Source organism: Aliivibrio sp. S3MY1, assembly GCF_028765575.1.
Taxonomy (GTDB): Bacteria; Pseudomonadota; Gammaproteobacteria; order Enterobacterales; family Vibrionaceae; genus Aliivibrio.
The window spans coordinates 86,876-105,794 of record NZ_JARACO010000007.1 but is presented as its reverse complement, the minus strand read 5'-3'; the positions used below and the strand labels follow the sequence as shown (position 1 = coordinate 105,794).

The 18,919-nt window shown below is 40.9% G+C and carries 20 protein-coding genes; 18 read left to right on the top strand and 2 right to left on the bottom strand.

Annotated elements, in window-relative coordinates:
• The first annotated feature begins 4 nt into the window (after positions 1–4).
• The 18 genes from cheY to PVK62_RS06715 all read left to right on the top strand — a co-directional run bounded on the left by cheY (position 5) and on the right by PVK62_RS06715 (position 15,552).
• Complete coding sequence (cheY, locus tag PVK62_RS06800) at positions 5–373, top strand: chemotaxis response regulator CheY (RefSeq protein ID WP_011262352.1); 369 nt, start codon at positions 5–7, stop codon at positions 371–373.
• 33 nt (positions 374–406) lie between these two features.
• On the top strand, positions 407–1,123 hold the full coding sequence (locus tag PVK62_RS06795) for a protein phosphatase CheZ (protein ID WP_274443548.1): 717 nt from the start codon (positions 407–409) through the stop codon (positions 1,121–1,123).
• A gap of 9 nt (positions 1,124–1,132) precedes the next feature.
• A complete protein-coding gene (locus PVK62_RS06790) occupies positions 1,133–3,286 on the top strand; it encodes a chemotaxis protein CheA (RefSeq protein WP_274443547.1) in 2,154 nt (717 codons plus the stop codon).
• A 15-nt stretch (positions 3,287–3,301) separates the two neighbouring features.
• Positions 3,302–4,432: a protein-glutamate methylesterase/protein-glutamine glutaminase gene (locus PVK62_RS06785; protein WP_274443546.1), complete on the top strand. Its 1,131-nt coding sequence runs from the start codon at positions 3,302–3,304 to the stop codon at positions 4,430–4,432.
• A 9-nt stretch (positions 4,433–4,441) separates the two neighbouring features.
• The gene (locus PVK62_RS06780; protein WP_274443545.1) at positions 4,442–5,209 is read left to right on the top strand and encodes a ParA family protein; all 768 of its coding nucleotides are present in this window, start codon (positions 4,442–4,444) and stop codon (positions 5,207–5,209) included.
• On the top strand, positions 5,209–6,378 hold the full coding sequence (locus tag PVK62_RS06775; RefSeq protein WP_274449353.1) for a chemotaxis protein CheW: 1,170 nt from the start codon (positions 5,209–5,211) through the stop codon (positions 6,376–6,378). Before PVK62_RS06780 ends, PVK62_RS06775 begins: the two co-directional genes overlap by 1 nt.
• A 30-nt stretch (positions 6,379–6,408) precedes the next feature.
• Positions 6,409–6,903, top strand: a complete 495-nt coding sequence (locus PVK62_RS06770) for a chemotaxis protein CheW (RefSeq protein WP_274443543.1) — start codon at positions 6,409–6,411, stop codon at positions 6,901–6,903.
• The gene (locus PVK62_RS06765; protein ID WP_274443541.1) at positions 6,903–7,364 is read left to right on the top strand and encodes a DUF2802 domain-containing protein; all 462 of its coding nucleotides are present in this window, start codon (positions 6,903–6,905) and stop codon (positions 7,362–7,364) included. The genes PVK62_RS06770 and PVK62_RS06765 overlap by 1 nt, the downstream gene beginning before the upstream one ends.
• 275 nt (positions 7,365–7,639) lie before the next feature.
• On the top strand, positions 7,640–8,254 hold the full coding sequence (gene ccmA, locus PVK62_RS06760; RefSeq protein WP_274449352.1) for a cytochrome c biogenesis heme-transporting ATPase CcmA: 615 nt from the start codon (positions 7,640–7,642) through the stop codon (positions 8,252–8,254).
• On the top strand, positions 8,255–8,923 hold the full coding sequence (gene ccmB, locus PVK62_RS06755; protein WP_274443539.1) for a heme exporter protein CcmB: 669 nt from the start codon (positions 8,255–8,257) through the stop codon (positions 8,921–8,923).
• A gap of 36 nt (positions 8,924–8,959) precedes the next feature.
• The gene (locus tag PVK62_RS06750; protein WP_274443538.1) at positions 8,960–9,712 is read left to right on the top strand and encodes a heme ABC transporter permease; all 753 of its coding nucleotides are present in this window, start codon (positions 8,960–8,962) and stop codon (positions 9,710–9,712) included.
• 21 nt (positions 9,713–9,733) lie between these two features.
• Positions 9,734–9,940 (top strand): heme exporter protein CcmD, encoded by a 207-nt coding sequence (gene ccmD / locus PVK62_RS06745; protein WP_130044165.1) that lies wholly within the window; start codon positions 9,734–9,736, stop codon positions 9,938–9,940.
• Positions 9,937–10,422 carry a cytochrome c maturation protein CcmE gene (gene ccmE / locus PVK62_RS06740; protein WP_274443537.1) on the top strand — a complete coding sequence of 162 codons (486 nt, stop codon included), beginning with the start codon at positions 9,937–9,939 and terminating at the stop codon, positions 10,420–10,422. Before ccmD ends, ccmE begins: the two co-directional genes overlap by 4 nt.
• On the top strand, positions 10,419–12,377 hold the full coding sequence (locus tag PVK62_RS06735; RefSeq protein WP_274443535.1) for a heme lyase CcmF/NrfE family subunit: 1,959 nt from the start codon (positions 10,419–10,421) through the stop codon (positions 12,375–12,377). Before ccmE ends, PVK62_RS06735 begins: the two co-directional genes overlap by 4 nt.
• Positions 12,378–12,380: 3 nt before the next feature.
• Positions 12,381–12,932, top strand: coding sequence for a DsbE family thiol:disulfide interchange protein (locus PVK62_RS06730; RefSeq protein ID WP_274443533.1), 552 nt, complete (start codon positions 12,381–12,383; stop codon positions 12,930–12,932).
• On the top strand, positions 12,932–13,447 hold the full coding sequence (locus PVK62_RS06725) for a cytochrome c-type biogenesis protein (RefSeq protein WP_274443531.1): 516 nt from the start codon (positions 12,932–12,934) through the stop codon (positions 13,445–13,447). The genes PVK62_RS06730 and PVK62_RS06725 overlap by 1 nt, the downstream gene beginning before the upstream one ends.
• Positions 13,444–14,658, top strand: coding sequence for a c-type cytochrome biogenesis protein CcmI (gene ccmI, locus PVK62_RS06720; protein ID WP_274443529.1), 1,215 nt, complete (start codon positions 13,444–13,446; stop codon positions 14,656–14,658). Before PVK62_RS06725 ends, ccmI begins: the two co-directional genes overlap by 4 nt.
• Before the next feature lie 108 nt (positions 14,659–14,766).
• A complete protein-coding gene (locus PVK62_RS06715; RefSeq protein WP_274443528.1) occupies positions 14,767–15,552 on the top strand; it encodes an MlaA family lipoprotein in 786 nt (261 codons plus the stop codon).
• Between the two features lie 81 nt (positions 15,553–15,633).
• Here PVK62_RS06715 and PVK62_RS06710 read toward each other — a convergent pair whose 3' ends face one another.
• Both PVK62_RS06710 and PVK62_RS06705 read right to left on the bottom strand, forming a co-directional pair.
• Positions 15,634–16,962 (bottom strand): outer membrane protein transport protein, encoded by a 1,329-nt coding sequence (locus tag PVK62_RS06710; RefSeq protein WP_274443526.1) that lies wholly within the window; start codon positions 16,960–16,962, stop codon positions 15,634–15,636.
• A 545-nt stretch (positions 16,963–17,507) separates the two neighbouring features.
• Positions 17,508–18,767: an outer membrane protein transport protein gene (locus tag PVK62_RS06705; protein WP_274443524.1), complete on the bottom strand. Its 1,260-nt coding sequence runs from the start codon at positions 18,765–18,767 to the stop codon at positions 17,508–17,510.
• Between the last annotated feature and the right edge of the window lie 152 nt (positions 18,768–18,919).

Here is an 18,919-nt window from a genome sequence, read left to right as displayed (position 1 = left end):
AAACATGAAGATCCTTATTGTTGATGATTTCTCAACAATGCGTCGTATTGTAAAAAACTTATTACGTGACTTAGGTTTTAACAACACCCAAGAAGCGGATGATGGTTTAACAGCATTGCCACTGCTTAAAAAAGGTGGTTTCGATTTTGTAGTAACAGATTGGAACATGCCAGGGATGCAAGGGATCGACTTGCTAAAAACAATTCGTGCCGATGACGAATTGAAGCATTTACCTGTATTAATGATCACCGCTGAAGCGAAACGCGAACAAATCATTGAAGCGGCTCAAGCTGGTGTAAATGGTTATATTGTTAAACCATTTACAGCCGCAACATTGAAAGAAAAATTAGACAAGATTTTTGAACGTTTATAAGTCAATGTTGCTCGGTAAGGATTAACCAATAAGATGATTTCATTAACTGATGCCAAGGAGCTTGTTGCTTTATTAGAAGCAGGCAAGCAAGAAGAAGCGGATCAAATCGTTGCTTCATTAGCGCTTGCTAGTGGACCTCTGATGCTTCAAGAGATTGGTTCTTTAACTCGTGATCTTCATGAGTCATTAAAGAATTTTAAGCTTGATCACCGAGTTGTTGCGATTGCTAATGATGAGATCCCAGATGCACGTGATCGTTTGCAATATGTGATTGATAAGACTGAAATAGCAGCCAATAAAACAATGGATGCTGTTGACCGTTCATTTCCTATTGCTGACGAGTTGCATGAAGGGCTACTTCAAGTACGTCCTCAATGGAACAGCTTAATGAAAGGCAGAATTGAGCTTACTCAATTCAAAGCGTTATGTCACAACATTGATGGTCTACTTACTCAAGTTGAAGGGAATAGCTCAGAGCTACGCAATGAGCTGACTAACATCCTGATGGCACAAGATTTTCAAGACCTTACCGGTCAAATTATTAAACGAGTAATTACGTTAGTTCAAGAAGTTGAAGACCGATTGGTTGATATTTTGACTTTGTTTAAAGTAGAAGAGCGACTTGGTGAACAAGACGAACTTAATAAACCTTCTCAAGCTGAAGGTCCTATTTTAAACCCACATGAACGTGAAGATGCGGTTGCATCTCAAGATGACGTTGATGACCTATTAGCCAGTCTAGGATTTTAGAGGAATATTATGAGCTTTGAAATGGATGAAGACATCCTGCAAGATTTCTTAATTGAAGCAGGAGAAATTCTTGAGCTACTTTCTGAACAATTAGTTGAATTAGAACAACGTCCTGATGATTCTGATTTATTAAATGCTATTTTCCGTGGTTTTCATACTGTAAAAGGTGGCGCTGGCTTCCTTTCATTAACAGAACTTGTTGATGCCTGTCATGGTGCTGAAAATGTGTTTGATATTCTTAGAACGGGTAAGCGTAAAGTTACTTCTGAACTAATGGATACCATTTTAGAAACTCTTGATAGCGTAAACGTAATGTTCAGCGCAGTTCAAAATGGTGAAAAAGTAGAACCAGCAGAACAACGATTATTGGATCTGCTTCATCATTTAAGCAAGCCTGCAACCGAAGATGAAATAGCGGCTGCAACAGTAGACGTTGAGCTTCCAGTTGTTGATGCTGTTATTCCTCAAGAGCCTGTTGTTGAAAGTAATATTCATGATTCGGTAGATGATATTATTGAAGATGAATTTGAAAAACTACTAGATGAATTGCACGGCAAAGGTGCAGCTCCATCAAGTACTTCTTCTACTCCAGTACCAGTAACTCCAGCACCAGCAACTGCGGCAATTGCAGCGGATGGAGACATTACTGATGATGAATTTGAGCGTCTACTTGATGAGCTTCATGGTTCGGGTAAAAGTCCAACCAATGCAACGACAGCACCAACACCAGTAACGCCAACGGCTAATACTCAATCTGTTGATGAAGTATTAGCTGGTGATGCTGATCTTATGAGTGATGACGAGTTTGAAAAACTGTTAGATCAACTGCATGGTTCAGGTAAAGGGCCAACAGATGAAGAACTTGATCAAGCAGTAAAACCTGCGGCAGCAATAGCTCCAACGACTCCTGTAGCAACAAGAACTCAAGCTCCAGCTCCGGAAGTAAAACCGGTAGCAAAAACACCTGCTAAACCACAGTCTAAGTCTCAAGCGGAAAGCACGGTTCGTGTTGATACATCAACGCTTGATAACATCATGAATATGGTGGGTGAGTTAGTTCTTGTTCGTAACCGTTTAGTTAGTTTAGGTTTGAATAGCAATGACGAAGAAATGTCAAAAGCGGTTTCAAATCTTGATGTAGTTACTGCCGATCTACAAGGCGCAGTAATGAAAACACGTATGCAACCGATTAAGAAAGTATTTGGTCGATTCCCACGAGTTGTTCGTGATTTAGCTCGAACGTTAAAGAAAGACATCGTGCTAGAAATGCGCGGTGAAGAAACAGATTTAGATAAAAACCTCGTTGAAGCGCTTGCAGATCCATTGATTCACTTAGTTCGTAACTCTGTGGATCACGGTATTGAAATGCCAGAAGCTCGTGAGAAATTAGGTAAAGCTCGTACTGGTAAAGTGATTTTATCTGCATCCCAAGAAGGGGATCACATCTTACTAAGCATCATTGATGATGGTGGCGGTATGGATGCTGATAAACTTCGTAGTATTGCAGTAACTCGCGGTTTAATGGATACAGATGCAGCATCTCGATTAACCAATAAAGAGTGTTACAACTTAATATTTGCCCCTGGTTTCTCGACGAAGACTGAAATTTCAGACATCTCAGGTCGTGGTGTAGGTATGGATGTAGTTAAAACTGCAATCAACCAACTAAACGGATCTATTGATATTGATTCAAGCATGGGTGAAGGCACAAAGATTGTAATTAAAGTGCCACTAACACTAGCAATACTTCCTACTTTAATGGTAGGTGTTGCGAATCAACCATTCGCATTACCTTTAGCTAGTGTAAACGAGATTTTCCATCTTGATTTATCGAAAACAAACATAGTTGATGGTCAGTTAACGACGATTGTCCGTGAAAAATCGATTCCATTGTTCTTCTTGCAAGATTGGTTAGTTAAGGGTTCTAATCAAACAGAGCGTAAAGGACTAGGCCATGTGGTTATTATTCAATTAGGAGCACAACGAGTTGGTTTTGTTGTAGATACACTGATTGGACAAGAAGAAGTGGTCATTAAACCTCTTGATGAATTGCTGCAAGGTACGCCAGGAATGGCCGGTGCGACTATCACCTCTGATGGACATATTGCATTGATCCTTGATGTTCCAAATTTGCTAAAACGTTACGCAGTTCGTATGTGTTAATGAACAAGGATTAACATGGCAATAAAAGTATTAGTTGTTGATGATTCAAGTTTTTTTCGTCGTAGAGTTAGTGAAATCATCAATGCCGATCCTCGTCTTGAGGTGATCGATGTTGCGGTTAACGGCAAAGAAGCAGTAGAAAAAGCGAAATTATTAAAGCCAGATGTTATCACCATGGATATTGAGATGCCGGTAATGGATGGCATCTCTGCGGTGAAAGAAATCATGAAGGTCTGCCCAACGCCGACCTTGATGTTTTCTTCTCTTACTCATGATGGTGCTAAGGCAACACTTGATGCTTTAGATGCTGGCGCTTTGGATTTCTTACCTAAGAAATTTGAAGATATCGCACGTAATAGAGACGAAGCAGTCAGCTTATTACAAAAACGTATTGCTGAAATTGCACGTAAAAAGTCATTTATGCGCCGTCCTTCATTGGCATCGCAGACAGCAACAATAGCACCAACAACACGAGTAACAACGACTCGTTCTGCGACTTTAACAGCAGCAGCGCCAGTCAAAAATGTGCCAGTAGTTGCTGTCGGTCAGCGTTTTAAAGCGACAGGCAAAAAGTATCAATTAACCGCTATCGGGACTTCAACGGGAGGTCCTGTTGCGTTACAAAAGATACTAACCGCCATTCCTGCTAATTATCCGCATCCGATTATTTTGGTTCAGCATATGCCTGCAACCTTTACAGCGGCCTTTGCAGCACGATTAAACAACTTGTGTAACATCCAAGTGAAAGAAGCACAAGATGGGGATGTTCTTAAACCTGGCTGTGCTTATCTTGCTCCGGGTGGTTTACAGATGATGGTTGATGGTCGTCCAGGGGCTTCTCGTTTGAAGATCTTAGACGGCGGTGAGCGCATGAACTATAAGCCCTGCGTAGATGTTACTTTTGGGTCTGCTGCTAAGGTGTATGGCGATAAAGTACTTTCTATGATCCTAACAGGAATGGGTGCAGATGGTCGTGAAGGCTGTCGAATGCTAAAAGCGGCAGGTGCGACTATTTGGTCTCAAGATGAGCAAAGTTGTGTTGTTTATGGTATGCCTCAAGCGATAGATAAAGCAGGTTTATCATCAGAAAGTTTACCACTTGAACGTGTTGCAGAAAGAATGCTCGTTGAAGTGGGTTTAAAGTAGGAAATAGCAATGATTGTCTGGAGCATAGCAAACCAGAAAGGTGGTGTTGGTAAAACAACAACAACGATTACCCTCGCTGGTTTACTTTCTCAGCGTGGTAAGCGTGTGCTTATGGTCGATACTGATCCTCACGGTTCGTTAACTACGTATTTAGGCTATGATTCAGATGATTTACCTTGTAGTTTATTTGAGTTATTCCAATTATCAACGATCAATAAAACAAGCGTTATGCCGTTTGTTTTAAAAAGTGACATACCAGGGTTAGACATTATCCCTGCACATATGTCTCTTGCAACATTAGATCGCGTAATGGGTAACCGTAACGGCATGGGATTAGTACTTAAACGCGCTTTAAAAGCATTGGAAGATGAGTACGATTATGTATTGATCGATTGCCCTCCTATTTTAGGAGTAATGATGGTTAATGCATTAGCGGCAAGCACTCGTATTTTGATCCCAGTACAGACAGAGTTTCTAGCAATGAAAGGGCTAGAGAGAATGATGAGAACACTGAATATCATGCAGAGAAATAAACCTTCTTTGTTTGGTGTTACCATTATTCCTACCATGTACGATAAGCGAACTAATGCGTCATTACAGTCATTAATGGAACTGAAATCGATGTATTCCGAGCAAGTATGGGCATCCGCAGTACCTATTGATACTAAGTTTAGAGATGCCAGTTTAAAAAGAATGCCGCCGTCATTTGTATCGCCAAATAGTCGTGGTGTTTTTGCTTATAAAACATTATTAAATTATTTGGAGAGATTAGCTTAATGGCTGATTTTAAAACATTTACCAGTGAAGAAGCACTTGATGATTACTTTTCATCACTGTTAGATGAAGAGACCATTGAGTTGGATTCAGAAACAGTAAATACTGTTCTGCCAGAGCCAGAGCCAGAGCCAGAGCCAGAGCCAGAGCCAGAGCCAGAGCCAGAGCCAGAGCCAGAGCCAGAGCCAGAAATTACTTGGCATTCAGAGTCAGTGGTAATGGCATCACCAGAACCACAATATCAGCCACAATTTTCAACAAAAACGGATGTTCTTGATGACTATCCGTTTGAACTGCCTCAATTAGAAGATGTTCAGCGCTTATTGAGTCAGCTAGAAAACTCACAACTTGATGCTCAAATTGAAATTGATGCTTTAGTATCAAACCGTATTGAAACTGAGCAAGCTGTTGTTGAAGTTGAAGTTGAAGTTGAAGTTGAAGTTGAAGTTGAAGTTGAAGTTGAACCCGTTATTCAGACAATGGTTGAAACAGAAACGGTTGTTGAAGAGTTAGTTGCTGAAGAATCAGAAGAAGAGCCCGACTTATCTGCGTGGGATATCTCAGATAAAATAACAGTGACGCCTCCATTTGAGCAGCATATTGATAGCTCAAAAATTACACCGAATAATGAAAAAGAGACCAGTGATGAGACTGATATCCAACTTGAAACGCAAACGGATAATCCCCCCCCGTTAAGCGGATTAGATTGGGAAAACTCAGAGCATGATGATGAATTTCAAGTACTCTTTTTTGAAGTAATGGGCGTGACATTTGCGGTTCCATTGGCACAATTAGGCGGTATTCACCAGATAACGGAATTAAACCATCTAATTGGTCGTCCTGATTGGTATCTTGGCTTACAAAATAACCGTGATACAAAAATAGATGCCTTGGATACAGCAAAGTGGGTCATGCCACAAAGCATTAAAGATGACAGTTATAAAGAAGATTACCAATACCTTGTTATGCTTGGAGAAAGCAAATGGGGATTAGCGTGTAATGCGTTAGCCGGAACTGAAACCCTTACAAGCGAGCGAATTCGTTGGCGAGAAACCGCAGGAAAGCGACCGTGGTTATCAGGAATGGTAAAAGAGAAGATGTGTGCCTTAATTCACGTTGAGGCGATGATTACGATGCTTAATGCCGGCCTGGACATTAAGGGAATAGAGTAAAAATAGCTCTAAAGAGTACGAGGAAATAGAATGTCTCAGATTAATGAAGTAGAGATCCGTAAGGATCAAGTGAATGATGAAGTATTACAGTGGGTAACGTTTCAGTTAGAAGAAGAAACTTACGGCATCAATGTAATGCAAGTACGTGAAGTATTACGTCATACAGAAATTGCACCAGTACCAGGCGCGCCAGACTACGTTCTAGGGATTATCAACCTTCGTGGTAATGTCGTAACCGTGATTGATACTCGTTCACGCTTTGGCTTAATGCAAGGTGAAATCACAGATAACACACGTATTATCGTTATAGAATCTGAGCGTCAGGTTATAGGTATTCTTGTAGATAGCGTAGCTGAAGTTGTATACTTACGTTCATCAGAAATTGATACGACGCCAAGTGTTGGCACGGACGAGAGCTCTAAGTTTATTCAGGGCGTTAGCAACCGTGAAGGCAAATTACTTATCTTGGTAGATCTTAACAAACTTTTGTCTGAAGACGAATGGGATGACATGGCAAGCCTATAATGGTTGATATTTTAACTCAGCTCTCAGAGCTATTAGCAGCGGCTGCTGTAATTTTAGTTCTTGTGATTTTTGTTATCTTAAATCGCAAGAATACACAGTTAGCAGCACAATTAACGCACGCTCAAAAGCAGCACCAACAACTTCAAGAAGAGCAACAAAAGCTTAATAAGCAGTTTGTTGAATTTCGTACAGCCTCGATCAATATGGGACAGAAAGTTGCGGACATTACTCAATTGAATCAACATTTTGATGAGCGCTTAAACGAGCTTGAAAATACAGATGCTGACAGTCGTTTGTATTCAAGAGCCAATAAGTTAGTTCAGTTGGGGGCGGGCATTAACGAGCTAATGGAAGAATGTGAGCTGCCAAAAGCAGAAGCTGAGTTAATGATGTCTTTACAGGCTAAAATTGCGGGTGGTAAAGGCTCGATTCCACCACTGCGTTTTGAAGGCGAAGACTAACGGTGTCTCATAACCAATGAATGTTAAAGCTCCTTATTTATAAGGGGCTTTTTTCGTTATAGAATTTGGTAAAATAAACCAGAAATACCCACAAGGTGGTAGATTCTATCTGTTGTTATAACGCTATGAATTATTAGCCGATTTCAAGATTAAAGAATTTGAAACTAAATGACATACTTATTTACTTATCTATCTAAATAGATTTGTTTTATATCTAAGCTTCCCTGTTTTTGCTGTGCTAGAATGCCCCTAATATTTTTCAACAATAGATACTTATGCTAGAAATTCGTAACGTTACCTGTATTCGAGATGAACGCGTTTTATTTGAACAATTGAGTTTTACTATCTCAGATGGTGAGTTAATTCAGATAGAAGGGCAGAATGGAGCAGGTAAAACCACATTACTGCGTATTATTGCAGGGTTAGGTTATGCGGATGAAGGTGATATTTATTGGAATGGTGAATCGATAAAGAAAAATCGCGAAGAGTTTCATAGCGATTTACTTTTCTTAGGTCATCATACTGGTGTCAAACGTGAGTTAACGGCATTTGAAAATCTTGCCTTTTATCAATCGATGCACAGCAATTATAACGAAGAAGCCATTTGGGGTGCATTAGCTCGTGTGGGGTTAGCTGGACGAGAAGATGTTGCAGCAGGGCAATTATCTGCAGGTCAACAGCGTCGAGTTGCTTTGGCTCGCCTTTGGTTGAGTAACCATAAGTTATGGGTATTAGATGAACCGTTAACAGCGATTGATAAACAAGGTGTTAAAGTACTTGAACAGTTGTTTATGAGCCATGCCAAACAAGGTGGGATCGTCTTACTGACAACGCATCAGGATCTGTTTACTGACAGTAATGAGCTTAAAAAAATCAGGTTAGGTGAATAGATGTTTGCTTCAATGACAACCATTATCCGACGTGAGTTATTAATCGCGTTTCGTCGTAAAGCTGATATTCTTAATCCGCTTTGGTTTTTTATTATCGTGATCACACTATTTCCATTAAGTATCGGGCCTGAGCCAAATTTACTGGCGCGTATTGCTGCGGGTATTGTTTGGGTTGCTGCTTTGTTATCGGCGTTATTGTCTTTAGAGCGCCTTTTTAGAGATGACTTTGCCGACGGATCCCTAGAGCAGATGATGCTAATGCCAAGTCCATTATCTGTACTTGTTCTAGCGAAAGTGGTCGCGCATTGGTTATTAACCGGTCTGCCATTGATTATTATTAGCCCGTTATTAGCGGTTCTATTATCATTAGATTTTAATACATGGTTAGCAATTGTGTTGACATTGCTGCTAGGAACACCAACCTTAAGCTTTCTTGGTGCGGTTGGGGTAGCGTTAACGGTTGGCCTTCAAAAAGGAGGCGTGTTATTGAGCCTTCTTATTCTTCCGTTATATATTCCAGTTCTAATTTTTGCGACATCGGCAATTGATGCTGCAAGCTTAGGTATGGCTTATAATGGCCAATTAGCGATTTTAGGTGCTCTTTTAATGGGCTCCGCAACATTGACTCCATTTGCCATTAGTTCGGCACTGCGAGTGAGTGTTCAGTAATTATAATTTTAATATTTAAGTAAGTGAGATAAACCAATGTGGAAATGGCTACATCCTTACGCTAAACCAGAAAAAGCGTATCAATTAAGTACAACACTGCTGCCATGGTTTGCGGTGATCTCTATTCTCAGTTTAACTGTTGGTACGATTTGGGGGCTTGCATTTGCCCCTTCTGATTACCAGCAAGGAGACAGTTTTAGGATTATCTATATCCATGTCCCTTCTGCTATTTTGTCGATGGGCGCTTATATGTCGATGGCGATAGCGGCATTTATTGGTTTGGTGTGGCAGTTAAAGCTTTCTGATATGGCAGCCGCAGCGATGGCTCCTGTTGGCGCAGTGTTCACATTCATTGCCTTATTAACCGGTGCCGTTTGGGGTAAACCAATGTGGGGCGCATGGTGGGTATGGGATGCTCGTTTAACCTCTGAACTGATTCTTCTTTTCTTATATCTAGGAGTCATGGCGTTATATAACGCATTTGATGACCAGCGTACAGCAGCTCGTGCCGCAGGTATTCTTGCCATTGTTGGTGTGATAAACCTACCAATTATTCACTTCTCAGTAGAGTGGTGGAATACCCTTCATCAAGGTGCAAGTATCACAAAGTTTGATAAACCTTCTATTTCTGCCGATATGTTGTGGCCTTTGTTATTAAATATCATTGGTTTTGCAACTTTCTTTGGTTCTGTGACTCTTATTCGTTTTAGGAATGAAATTTTAGCAAAAGAGAGCCACCGTCCTTGGGTTAGAGCGTTAGTAGAACCAAAATCTACCGCGTCTAAATAACGAGAGAAGGGAATTATTGTAATGCATTTTGAAACTTTCAGTGATTTTTTAGCTATGGGCGGCTATGCCGTTTATGTATGGGGTGCCTTTGGCGCCACTTTTCTCTCCTTATTTTGGATTTTATTCTCTAGCTTAGGCAAACGTCGTCAATTGCTAAAAGAGATTGAACAAAAAATGGCACGAGAAGAACGAATTAAAAAAGCAAAAACTATGGAGAACACATTATGAATCCAAGACGTAAAAAGCGCCTAGGATTGATCCTTGCTCTATTCTTTGGGGTCAGTGCAACCGTTGGTTTAATGATTTATGCATTGAATCAAAATATGGATTTATTCTATACCCCAACAGAACTGGTTAACGGTAAACCTGATGGCACTAAACCAGAGGTTGGTCAACGTCTTCGTATTGGTGGTATGGTTGTCGCAGGTACAGTAAAGCGTGACAGCGAATCTTTAGAAGTTTCATTTAAAGTTGCTGATGTTGGTCCAGAAGTTACGGTTACTTATAATGGCATTCTTCCTGATTTATTCCGTGAAGGCCAAGGTATTGTAGCGCAAGGTGTTCTTGTCGATGCAACCACAGTTAAGGCTCATGAAGTACTGGCAAAGCATGATGAAGAGTACATGCCACCAGAAGTTGCAGAAGCAATGAAAAAGACTCATGAACCACTTCAATACACAGAACAACAAAAACAAGGAACAGGTCAATGATCGCAGAACTCGGTCATTTTGCCTTAATTGCTTCTCTAGGGCTTTCAATCCTATTGAGTATATTACCAATATATGGTGTGAGCCGTGGTAATAAAGCATTAATGCAAAGTGCAAGACCATTGTCATGGGGAATGTTCTTACTCCTTGGCTTATCATTTGGGATCTTAATGTGGGCTTTCTACATTAACGATTTCACTCTGCAATATGTAGCAAGTAACTCAAATAGCTTACTTCCTTGGTATTACCGTTTAACCGCCGTTTGGGGGGCTCACGAAGGCTCTTTATTGCTTTGGGTTCTTATCCAAGCCGGTTGGACCGTTGCCGTAGCAACCTTCAGTCGTGGTATGCCACAAGAGTCGATTGCACGAGTATTAGCCGTAATGGGGTGGATTAACGTTGGTTTCCTACTTTTCATTATTCTAACGTCAAACCCATTCTTACGTACTTTGCCATTCTTCCCTATTGATGGTCGTGATTTGAACCCGCTTCTTCAAGATCCAGGTCTAATCATTCACCCACCAATGCTATACATGGGTTATGTTGGCTTCTCGGTTGCGTTCTCTTTCGCTATCGCATCACTAATGGCAGGTCGTTTAGATACGGCTTGGGCTCGTTGGTCTCGTCCTTGGACAATCGCAGCATGGTCATTCCTAACAGTAGGTATCTCTTTAGGTTCATGGTGGGCATATTATGAACTTGGCTGGGGTGGCTGGTGGTTCTGGGATCCAGTAGAAAACGCATCATTTATGCCTTGGCTTGCTGGTACCGCATTAATGCACTCATTAGCGGTAACAGAGAAACGCGGTACGTTTAAAGCGTGGACTGTATTACTGGCAATTTTAGCCTTCTCACTTAGCTTATTAGGCACATTCCTAGTTCGTTCAGGCATCTTAGTATCGGTTCATGCCTTTGCTTCAGATCCTGCGCGAGGCATGTTCATTCTTGGCTTCCTAGTCATGGTGATCGGTGGTTCATTACTGCTGTTTGCACTAAGAGGCGCATCAGTACGAGTTCGTGGTAACTTCTCACTGTTCTCACGTGAAAATGCTCTACTCGCTAACAACATTTTATTAATGACAGCTTTAGTTGTTGTTCTTGTGGGTACCTTATTACCGTTAGTACATAAACAACTTGGTTTGGGCTCGGTTTCTATCGGTGCGCCATTCTTTGACATGCTGTTTGCATGGTTAATGATCCCATTTGCTTTCCTATTAGGTATCGGTCCTCTGATCCGTTGGAAGCGTGACAACGTAAGTCACTTAGCAAAACGCATGGTGATTACTGGTGCGATTACGATCCCACTAGCTGCAATCTTTATGGTTATCTTTGCAGATAGATTCCAATTTATGCCATACCTTGGCTGGATGATGTCTCTTTGGATCGTGATCTTACACGTCTTTGAATTGCACGAGCGTGCTACTCACCGCCATACTTTTGCGGTAGGCCTAACTAAACTTGGCCGTAGCCACTGGGCAATGATGTTCGCGCACATTGGTCTTGCAGTGACTATCATTGGTATTGCAATGGTACAAAACTACAGCATCGAAAAAGATGTACGTTTAGCGCCAGGTGAACACATTGAAATGAACGGTTACCAGTTCTACTTTGCTGGTGTTCGTGATACAGATGGCCCTAACTATGATGGTTACACGGCTGATTTTGATATCACACTAGATGGTAAAGCTGTCAATACACTTCATGCTGAAAAACGTTTCTATGAGACAGCGGGCTCGATGATGACAGAAGCAGCGATTGATCGTGGCTTTACTCGTGATTTATACATCGCAATGGGTGAGCGTTTAGATGACAACCGTTCATGGGCTGTACGTATCTACTACAAACCATTTGTACGTTGGATCTGGGCAGGTTCATTATTCATGGCGCTGGGTGGTATGTTAGCATTATCTGATAAGCGCTACCGTTTCCGTAAAACAGATAAAAAACAGGAAGCTTAAACTATGAATAAGAAGTTTTTATTTGCACCACTAGCTCTGTTTTTAATTTTAGTTGCCGTGTTCGCTACTCAGTTAACACGTAACTCAAATGGAGATGATCCAACTAAACTGGAGTCAGTATTGGTTGGTAAACATGTACCAGAGTTTCGTCTAGAAGATTTAGCACAAGAAGGCAAGCTGTACGATCAAAGCATCTTTAAAGGTGAGCCTTTATTGCTAAACGTATGGGCGACATGGTGTCCAACCTGTTACGCTGAACATCAATACCTAAATACCCTTGCAAATCAGGGTGTTAAGATTATTGGTATGAACTATAAAGATGATCGTGCAGGGGCAATTCAATGGCTAACAGAGCTTGGTAACCCTTACTTGGTTACTCTGTTTGATGGCGATGGCATGCTCGGCATGGATTTAGGTGTGTACGGCGCACCTGAAACCTTCTTAATCGACAGTAATGGTATCGTTCGCTACCGTCACGTTGGTGATGTCAATGATCGTAATTGGAATGAAGTATTAAAGCCAATGTATGAACAGCTTGTTGCGGAGGCTAAATAATGAATAGTCGCTTACGTAAATGGGGACTTCGCAGCTTTGCGGCAATCGCATTGAGTTTCTTTGCGGTTCAAGCAAGTTACGCAACGATAGATCTGTATAAGTTTGATTCACCAGAACAAGAGCAGCAATTTAAAGAACTAGGCCAAACCTTGCGTTGCCCTAAGTGTCAGAACAATAATATTGCTGATTCAAGTGCTGAGCTTGCTCAAGACATGCGCCATAAAGTGTATGAAATGACCAAAGCAGGTAAATCAGATCAAGAAATTGTCGATTACATGATTGATCGTTACGGTAACTTTGTAACGTACGATCCAGCACTAACGGCAGGTACGCTGATCCTATGGTTAGGGCCATTAGGCGTGCTTGTGTTTGGTTTTGGCTTTATTGTGCTTCGTAGCCGTAAATCAAAAGTAGTCGCAGAAGATAATTCAGAAGAGTGGGATAACGAACATGAAGAACGTTTGAACGCACTATTAGATGAGAATAAAAATGAAGATGGGAAGGTAAACAAATGACTTTGTTTTGGATTTCGACCTTAGCCCTAATTTTTGTTGGCGTGGCATTTATCATTCTTCCTTTATGGAAAGCAAAAGAGCAAGATGATGAAGCACGCCGAGATGAATTGAATAAAGCCTTCTATAAAGATCGCTTAGCTGAATTGAAAGAAGAAGACGCCGAAGGTCTTGTGAACAACCAAGATGAGTTAATCACAGAGCTAAAGCAATCTTTGTTAGATGATATTCCAGCAAAAGAAAAAACAGAGCAAGATAACTTGAATGCACGATTATTTATTCTGCCTTCTATCATTATCTTTATCATGATTTCTTATGGCCTGTACTTTAAGTTCGGCAATATCGATAAAATTGAAAAGTGGCAAGAAGTAAGTGCACGCTTACCTGAGCTATCTAAGCAATTGATGAATCCTGAAGGTGTTTCTCTTAGTGATTCAGAAATGAAAGACCTAACATTGGCATTACGTACTAAATTACATCATGAACCAAAAGACGCGATGGGTTGGTTCCTATTAGGTCGCATTGGTATGTCGAATCGTGATATCGATACGTCGATAGGTGCAATGAAGAAAGCGTACGCACTAGAGCCAACAAATGTTGAGATTAAATTGGGTTACGCTCAAGCGCTAATGCTTTCGGGTGATGATGCAAAAGCTGACCAAGCGAAGAAAATGCTTAAGCAAGTACTTCGTAGTGACTCAACTAACTTACGTGCCTTATCGTTATTAGCGTTCAGCTCGTTTGAACGTCAAGATTATAAAGGTGCGGTATCAGCATGGAAAGCAATGCAAATGCTGATTGGCCCTGATGACTCTCGCTATGAAATGTTAACTCGTAGTATTGAACGTGCTCAATCAAAGATTAACCCTGAAGCTAATCTAGATAAGCAAGTTCCGATTACACTTAGCCTAGGCAGCAATGTAACTTTACCATCACAAGGTGTTGTGATTGTATCTATCCACCCAGCTGACGGTTCACCAATGCCAATTGCGGCAGTTCGTGTACCACTTAGTCGTTTCCCGCTGAAAATTATGATGTCTGATGAAAACAACATGATAGAGCAGAGTAAACTGACTGATATGCCAAACTTTATTGTTCGTGCTCGTATCGATCAAGATGGTAACGTATCGACTAAAGACGGCGATTGGTATGGCGAAAGTACCGTTAGTACATTGGGTAAAAAGGTATCGTTTGAGATTGATAAGCAATACTAATATCTCTTAACTGCTGTCATACTACGACGGGCAGAAGCATTGAGCTTCTGCCCGTTTTTTTTGGAATAAACTATAATATTAATAAAGAGAGATAGGCGAAGGTGTATTGTGTTTAAAAGAATAGGGATATCTTTTTCGTTATTATTTTTAATTGTTGGGTGTTCTCAAACCCCAGAACAAGATAATAATGAAGTAGAAACAACAGAAGTCGTAGAGGTAGAGTACGATGACTCTCATGGTGGTGATCCGCTAGAGGGGTTTAATCGCGTCATGTGGGATCTAAATTATGACATTTTAGACCCCTATTTAGTGCGTCCTGTTTCTGTTACTTATGTTGACTATACCCCGACCCCAGTTCGCATGGGGATAGCTAATTTTCTAGCCAATTTAAATGAGCCATCAAGCATGATTAACAATTTACTCATGGGGAATGGCAGCGTTGCCATGGTGCATTTGAATCGATTCTGGTTAAACACCACGCTTGGTTTAGTTGGCTTAATTGATATAGCCAGTGCTGCAGATATTAATAAACCAGACAGTAAATCGTTTGGTGATGCGCTTGGTCATTATGGTGTTGGGAATGGACCGTACTTTATGTTACCGGGTTATGGTCCTTGGACATTGCGTGAAGCCGGGGATTTTGTTGATGGTTTTTATATGCCTCTTTCTTACTTAAATTTCTGGCAAGGTCTTGGGAAATGGGGTTTAGAGGGAATGGAGTCTCGTGTTCAGTTGATCTCACAAGAGCCACTCTTAGAAGCCTCGCCTGATCCATATCTATTAACGCGTGATGTGTATTTACAACGCCAAGACTTTAAAGCAGAAGTTGAACCAGAAGTCGATTTAAAAGCAGAAAGTGATATTGACGATTATCTCGATGAGATAGATGAGTAATCGGCAGTTTAAAGCGGCTCGAAAAAAAAAGGCCTCAATAAAGAGGCCTAATGCAATGTCTATCTATTTAATCTGTGTGGATTAGAAACGGTAGTTCGCTTGAACACCTAGTAGCCATATGCTACCAGTTGTTTCGCCATTGAAAGAACCTGCAATACCTTGTGCTTCATTATCTGATCCATAGCCACGAGATTCTGTAATAGGTGCATCTTTAGCAATGATATAAGTGAAACCAGCATCTAGTGATAGATTTTGTGACCACTCATAGCCCGCACCAATACTTAACCAAGTACGATCAGTCTCAGGAATCGTGATAGTACGGTTTTTATCGCTAACCGCTGAGGTGTCATAAGCAATACCAGAACGTAAGGTGACCTTTTGGTTTAACTGGTAAGTACCGCCTAGCGCGATGCGGTAGTTATCTTCCCAGTGTTCCTCTTTAACCATTGTTGGTGTTTTACCGTCATGGAAATCGGCTTCTAGTTTTTCAAAGCTGCTCCAATCGGTCCAGTTAACGCTTGCATGAATAGCAACCGTATCGGTTAGTTGGTGGAAACTTGCTAATTCAGCTGTTGCAGGCATAGTTAAAGCCATTGACCCCTGTTTGGTTAAATCAGGAATTAGAGCGCTCACTGGAATAAAGCCTACACCTTTAGCATGACCTTCTAATTCTAATTTTACTTCTGACTTATAAGTAAAACCGATTCGGTTAAAATCATTTACTTGCCAAGCGGTACCTACTTGCCAACCTAAAGCTTCATCTGTACCTTCCATGTATTTTAATGTGGTGCCTTTTTTGATTGGCATTTTCTTTAATGTAAAATCTTGAGGGGTTGTTGCACCAAAATGACCCTCACCCATCACATAACGAACACCACCACCAACACTTAGTTGTGGCATCACTTGATAAGCAATGTTTAGGTTTAGTTCTTTAGTGATGATACTTGCAGTATTACCAAAGTGGCTTGCAGCAAAGTTATTATCAAGTTCGGTTTCCATGCCGTAGTTAGTGCCTAGCGCAACACCAAGAGCTAATTTTTCGTTTACACGGTGTGACAGATAAAAGTTAGGGATCACCGCGCTGTGTGCGAAGTCTTCAGATGACGTATGCCCACTTTTTTGTGTTAATGATTTAGAACCATCAACATATCCATTAACATCAACGTTAGGATCAACATAAATAGCACCCACCGAAATCTGCGTACCTTCTAAGTAAGTCAGCATTGCCATGTTGCGCCATTGCGTATCAGCGCCATCAGCCATTGCTGCTTCACCTGCGTATGCACGGCCTAAACCTGTTGCTGAATACTCTGCCAATTGGAAGCCTGCTGCCATAGAATTTGTGCTTGCTACTGAGCCTAATAGACCAAGTGCGATGGCGAGAGATAGGCGATTTTTATTATTGTTCATTGTTTATTCCATATTGGTACAAGTGTACGCTGAATTTGGTGGTAGTAAGTAAGGGGGGATAATACGTTCTAGAGTTAAAACTTCAAACTAAAAATTGATTTATTCGTATTTTAAGGGCTTTTTTCTGTAAAAAGTTTCAAATTTAACAAAATTTTCTGTATTAATCTGGTCGGATGTGTTAATTGAGCGTACAGCTGTAGGTTTGAATTGGTATTTGAGGGTATGTTTGTACGCTGAAGTTTTAGCAAAAGTCGGGGCTAGGAGTGGGAAGATCAGGGTTCAGATCGCTTCGCTTGCAGGATTCAGGGGTGATCGCTGAACGAACAGCATCAAAGAAGGTTCTCCCCCTTGATTGATGAGTTATTGAGATCGATAAAGTAAATAGAAGGGGGAGTTAGAGGGGGTTGTTTGCTCTTATAGAGCGAAGCGTTCTAGTTAGCACAGCGTATCGTTTCTAGTTTGTATTATATTATTTTGGTATAAATGACGATCAAAAAAGGCCAGCGTATGCTGACCTTTTGGTTTTACACTTTTAAGAATAAATCTTAGAAGCTGTAGCTGTATTGAACACCCGCAAGAATAGCATTTGCTTGTGTAGTTGCTGTTAGAGTACCTAATTTATCTTCAGTTACATCAACTTCTTCACCCATTAGATAAGTGAAACCAACATCGATTGTATGTTTTTTCGCAAAATGGTAGCTAGCACCGGCTGATAACCATTGACGATCTGAGTCAGGCACTGAAATTGATGTTTTCTTATCTTGTGCTGCGGTGTCATACATATAGCCCGCACGTAGAGTCCATGCATCGTTTAGGAAGTAAGTACCACCAATGGAATAATGCATGCCATCTTGCCACTCATAAGAGTTTAGGTTTGCGCCTTCTTTAGTGTTTAACTCATCAAATGCACTCCAACCAATCCACTGTACAGAGTAGTGAACAGCGAATTTAGTGTCTTTAATTTCGTGGTAACCAGAGAATTCCGCCATGCTTGGAAGTGGCATTAGTAGAGTTTGACCATCAATTACATTTTGGTCAAATGTTGCAGATTTAGGATTAGCGTCAAGCATATACATATCACCTTTCGCTTCAATCTCCGGGCTGTAGTGGTAAGCAAAGCCAAAACGGTTGCGTTCATCAAGCTCATAAACGGCTCCTAGGTTCCAGCCAATACCAACACCATCCGCTTCGACATCAAGAGCTTTACTTAGAGCGGGCACTTTGAAACCGGTTTCACGTTTTAGCTTACCGCTGCCATGAACGATATCTAGACCAGCACCCACACTGAATTGTTCATTAATACGATAAGAAGCAGTTAGAGCAAAGTTAACACTTTTTACTTCAGTTGTGCCGCCATAAAATTTGGCTGTAGGTGCAAAAAGTTTAGAGCCACCAAAGCTATCATCGAAATCGTTTGATGTGCCAAAGTTAGAATAGATCCCCGCACCAAATGCCCATTGGTCATTTAAACGGTGAATATAATAAATATTAGGAACAGGAGTACCACTTCCATTGTCTGCACCATCAATAGGCTGGGCATTGTATGTTACATCGCTTACATCAATATCAGTTTTGATGTAGTTAACACCGCCAGAAAACTGTGATGAATCAAAAAGAGCCATAGCAGCGGCGTTACGTGACATTACTGAGGCGTTATCAGCGATTACAGCATCACCAGCAAATGCGCGGCCTAGGCCAGTTGCTGATTGAGCGTTAAGTTGGAAACCAGCGGCAGTAGCTTGTTGCGTTGCAAGAGTAATGGTTGCAGCTAGAAGTGTTTTGCTAAACAAATGCTTCTTATTCATAATTATTATATTCCATATACTGTTATTTCCTTTCAATTCTACGACTGAAAAGATTAATTTTAGTTGAGACTGAAATCTCGATGCCGAGATAATAACGATCAGAGCATAGACGACAAATCCGACCACTTCTAAAAAAACATTAAAATTCGTGA

What these genes read in the sequence shown, in the direction of transcription:
- cheY (WP_011262352.1), top strand. Translation starts at nt 5, where the DNA reads ATGAAGATCCTTATTGTTGATGATTTCTCAACAATGCGTCGTATTGTA.
- PVK62_RS06795 (WP_274443548.1), top strand. Translation starts at nt 407, where the DNA reads ATGATTTCATTAACTGATGCCAAGGAGCTTGTTGCTTTATTAGAAGCA.
- PVK62_RS06790 (WP_274443547.1), top strand. Translation starts at nt 1,133, where the DNA reads ATGAGCTTTGAAATGGATGAAGACATCCTGCAAGATTTCTTAATTGAA.
- PVK62_RS06785 (WP_274443546.1), top strand. Translation starts at nt 3,302, where the DNA reads ATGGCAATAAAAGTATTAGTTGTTGATGATTCAAGTTTTTTTCGTCGT.
- PVK62_RS06780 (WP_274443545.1), top strand. Translation starts at nt 4,442, where the DNA reads ATGATTGTCTGGAGCATAGCAAACCAGAAAGGTGGTGTTGGTAAAACA.
- PVK62_RS06775 (WP_274449353.1), top strand. Translation starts at nt 5,209, where the DNA reads ATGGCTGATTTTAAAACATTTACCAGTGAAGAAGCACTTGATGATTAC.
- PVK62_RS06770 (WP_274443543.1), top strand. Translation starts at nt 6,409, where the DNA reads ATGTCTCAGATTAATGAAGTAGAGATCCGTAAGGATCAAGTGAATGAT.
- PVK62_RS06765 (WP_274443541.1), top strand. Translation starts at nt 6,903, where the DNA reads ATGGTTGATATTTTAACTCAGCTCTCAGAGCTATTAGCAGCGGCTGCT.
- ccmA (WP_274449352.1), top strand. Translation starts at nt 7,640, where the DNA reads ATGCTAGAAATTCGTAACGTTACCTGTATTCGAGATGAACGCGTTTTA.
- ccmB (WP_274443539.1), top strand. Translation starts at nt 8,255, where the DNA reads ATGTTTGCTTCAATGACAACCATTATCCGACGTGAGTTATTAATCGCG.
- PVK62_RS06750 (WP_274443538.1), top strand. Translation starts at nt 8,960, where the DNA reads ATGTGGAAATGGCTACATCCTTACGCTAAACCAGAAAAAGCGTATCAA.
- ccmD (WP_130044165.1), top strand. Translation starts at nt 9,734, where the DNA reads ATGCATTTTGAAACTTTCAGTGATTTTTTAGCTATGGGCGGCTATGCC.
- ccmE (WP_274443537.1), top strand. Translation starts at nt 9,937, where the DNA reads ATGAATCCAAGACGTAAAAAGCGCCTAGGATTGATCCTTGCTCTATTC.
- PVK62_RS06735 (WP_274443535.1), top strand. Translation starts at nt 10,419, where the DNA reads ATGATCGCAGAACTCGGTCATTTTGCCTTAATTGCTTCTCTAGGGCTT.
- PVK62_RS06730 (WP_274443533.1), top strand. Translation starts at nt 12,381, where the DNA reads ATGAATAAGAAGTTTTTATTTGCACCACTAGCTCTGTTTTTAATTTTA.
- PVK62_RS06725 (WP_274443531.1), top strand. Translation starts at nt 12,932, where the DNA reads ATGAATAGTCGCTTACGTAAATGGGGACTTCGCAGCTTTGCGGCAATC.
- ccmI (WP_274443529.1), top strand. Translation starts at nt 13,444, where the DNA reads ATGACTTTGTTTTGGATTTCGACCTTAGCCCTAATTTTTGTTGGCGTG.
- PVK62_RS06710 (WP_274443526.1), bottom strand. Translation starts at nt 16,962, where the DNA reads ATGAACAATAATAAAAATCGCCTATCTCTCGCCATCGCACTTGGTCTA.
- PVK62_RS06705 (WP_274443524.1), bottom strand. Translation starts at nt 18,767, where the DNA reads ATGAATAAGAAGCATTTGTTTAGCAAAACACTTCTAGCTGCAACCATT.